Here is a 2,500-nt window from a genome sequence, read left to right as displayed (position 1 = left end):
CAAGCCTAAGTACTCGTGCATGACCGATAGCGAACTAGTACCGTGAGGGAAAGGTGAAAAGCACCCCGACAAGGGGAGTGAAAGAGTACCTGAAACCGATTGCCTACAAACAGTGGGAGCCCGTCCTTCAAATCGCTTGACGATTTGAAGAACTTTTGATTTTGCCATCAAGAGCGCAAGCGCTTTGATGGGCGGGTGACCACGTACCTTTTGTATAATGGGTCAGCGACTTAGTGTGACGAGCAAGCTTAAACCGATAGGTGTAGGCGCAGCGAAAGCGAGTCTGAACAGGGCGTTCAGTTCGTCGCATTAGACCCGAAACCGAGTGATCTAGCCATGAGCAGGCTGAAGGTAAGGTAACACTTACTGGAGGGCCGAACCCATAACTGTTGCAATAGTTCGGGATGACTTGTGGCTAGGGGTGAAAGGCCAATCAAACTCGGAAATAGCTGGTTCTCCGCGAAATCTATTTAGGTAGAGCGTCGACCGAATACCCCAGGGGGTAGAGCACTGGATGGGCTAGGGGTCCTCACCGGATTACCAAACCTAACCAAACTCCGAATACCTGGGAGTACTAGTCGGCAGACACACGGCGGGTGCTAACGTCCGTCGTGAAAAGGGAAACAACCCTGACCTACAGCTAAGGTCCCCAAGTTATGGCTAAGTGGGAAAGGATGTGAGGATCCCAAAACAACCAGGATGTTGGCTTAGAAGCAGCCATCATTTAAAGAAAGCGTAACAGCTCACTGGTCTAAATAAGGGTCTTTGCGCCGAAAATGTAACGGGGCTAAAGCCATACACCGAAGCTTAGGGTTCGTGAGCAATCACGAGCGGTAGCGGAGCGTTCTGTAAGCCAGTGAAGCCGTACCCGTGAGGGGCGGTGGAGGTATCAGAAGTGCGAATGCTGACATGAGTAACGTAAGGGGAGTGAGAGACTCCCCCGCCGAAAGACCAAGGGTTCCTGCTTAAAGTTAATCTGAGCAGGGTTAGCCGGCCCCTAAGACGAGGCGGAAACGCGTAGTCGATGGGAATCACGTTAATATTCGTGAGCCTGGAGGTAGTGACGGATCACACAAGTTGTCCAATCTTATCGGATTGAAAGGGCAGCGGAGTGGTTCCAGGAAATAGCTCCTCCTTATAGACCGTACCCGAAACCGACACTGGTGGTCTGGTAGAGTATACCAAGGCGCTTGAGAGAACTATGCTGAAGGAACTCGGCAAATTGCACGCGTAACTTCGGAAGAAGCGTGACCCTTTTTTGCGCAAGCAGAGGAGGGTGGCACAGACCAGGGGGTAGCGACTGTTTATCAAAAACACAGGGCTCTGCGAAGTCGCAAGACGACGTATAGGGTCTGACGCCTGCCCGGTGCTGGAAGGTTAAGAGGAGGGGTGCAAGCTCTGAATCGAAGCCCCAGTAAACGGCGGCCGTAACTATAACGGTCCTAAGGTAGCGAAATTCCTTGTCGGGTAAGTTCCGACCTGCACGAATGGCGTAACGACTTCCCCGCTGTCTCCAGCATAGACTCAGTGAAATTGAATTCCCCGTGAAGATGCGGGGTTCCTGCGGTTAGACGGAAAGACCCCGTGCACCTTTACTATAGCTTTACATTGGCATTCGTAGTGGCATGTGTAGGATAGGTGGTAGGCTTTGAAGCCTGGGCGCCAGCTCAGGTGGAGCCACCCTTGAAATACCACCCTTATCACTATGGATGTCTAACCGCGGCCCGTTATCCGGGTCCGGGACAATGTATGGTGGGTAGTTTGACTGGGGCGGTCGCCTCCTAAAGAGTAACGGAGGCGCGCGATGGTGGGCTCAGAACGGTCGGAAATCGTTCGCTGAGTGCAATGGCATAAGCCTGCCTGACTGCGAGACTGACAAGTCGAGCAGAGACGAAAGTCGGTCATAGTGATCCGGTGGTCCCGTGTGGAAGGGCCATCGCTCAACGGATAAAAGGTACGCCGGGGATAACAGGCTGATGACCCCCAAGAGTCCATATCGACGGGGTTGTTTGGCACCTCGATGTCGACTCATCGCATCCTGGGGCTGGAGCAGGTCCCAAGGGTATGGCTGTTCGCCATTTAAAGCGGTACGTGAGTTGGGTTCAGAACGTCGTGAGACAGTTCGGTCCCTATCTGCCGTGGGTGTAGGAATATTGAAAGGATCTGTCCCTAGTACGAGAGGACCGGGATGGACGGATCTCTGGTGGACCTGTTGTGGCGCCAGCCGCATTGCAGGGTAGCTATATCCGGACGGGATAACCGCTGAAGGCATCTAAGCGGGAAACCCACCTTGAAACGAGTATTCCCTGAGAACCGTGGAAGACGACCACGTTGATAGGCCGGGTGTGGAAGAGCGGCAACGCTTGAAGCTTACCGGTACTAATAGTTCGATCGGCTTGATCGTTCTCATTCCTAATATCCATCCGACAAAGTCGGATGGTCTGCCAGCGCTCACGCATGAGCGGCCCTTACGGGCCTATGCTCCGCGAGGGCGCCGGAC

The 2,500-nt window shown here is 53.6% G+C and carries 1 rRNA gene (running past one end of the window); it reads left to right on the top strand.

The features are described 5' to 3' along the window. Positions 1–2,404 (top strand): 23S ribosomal RNA (locus EOD29_RS14895); it begins 525 nt to the left of the window's first position. Positions 2,405–2,500: the final 96 nt, after the last annotated feature.

The sequence above is a fragment of the Mesorhizobium sp. M1A.T.Ca.IN.004.03.1.1 genome (assembly GCF_003997555.1).
GTDB lineage: Bacteria > Pseudomonadota > Alphaproteobacteria > Rhizobiales > Rhizobiaceae > Mesorhizobium.
Note: the sequence above shows the minus strand (reverse complement) of the source record. Positions and strands in the feature narration are given on the sequence as shown.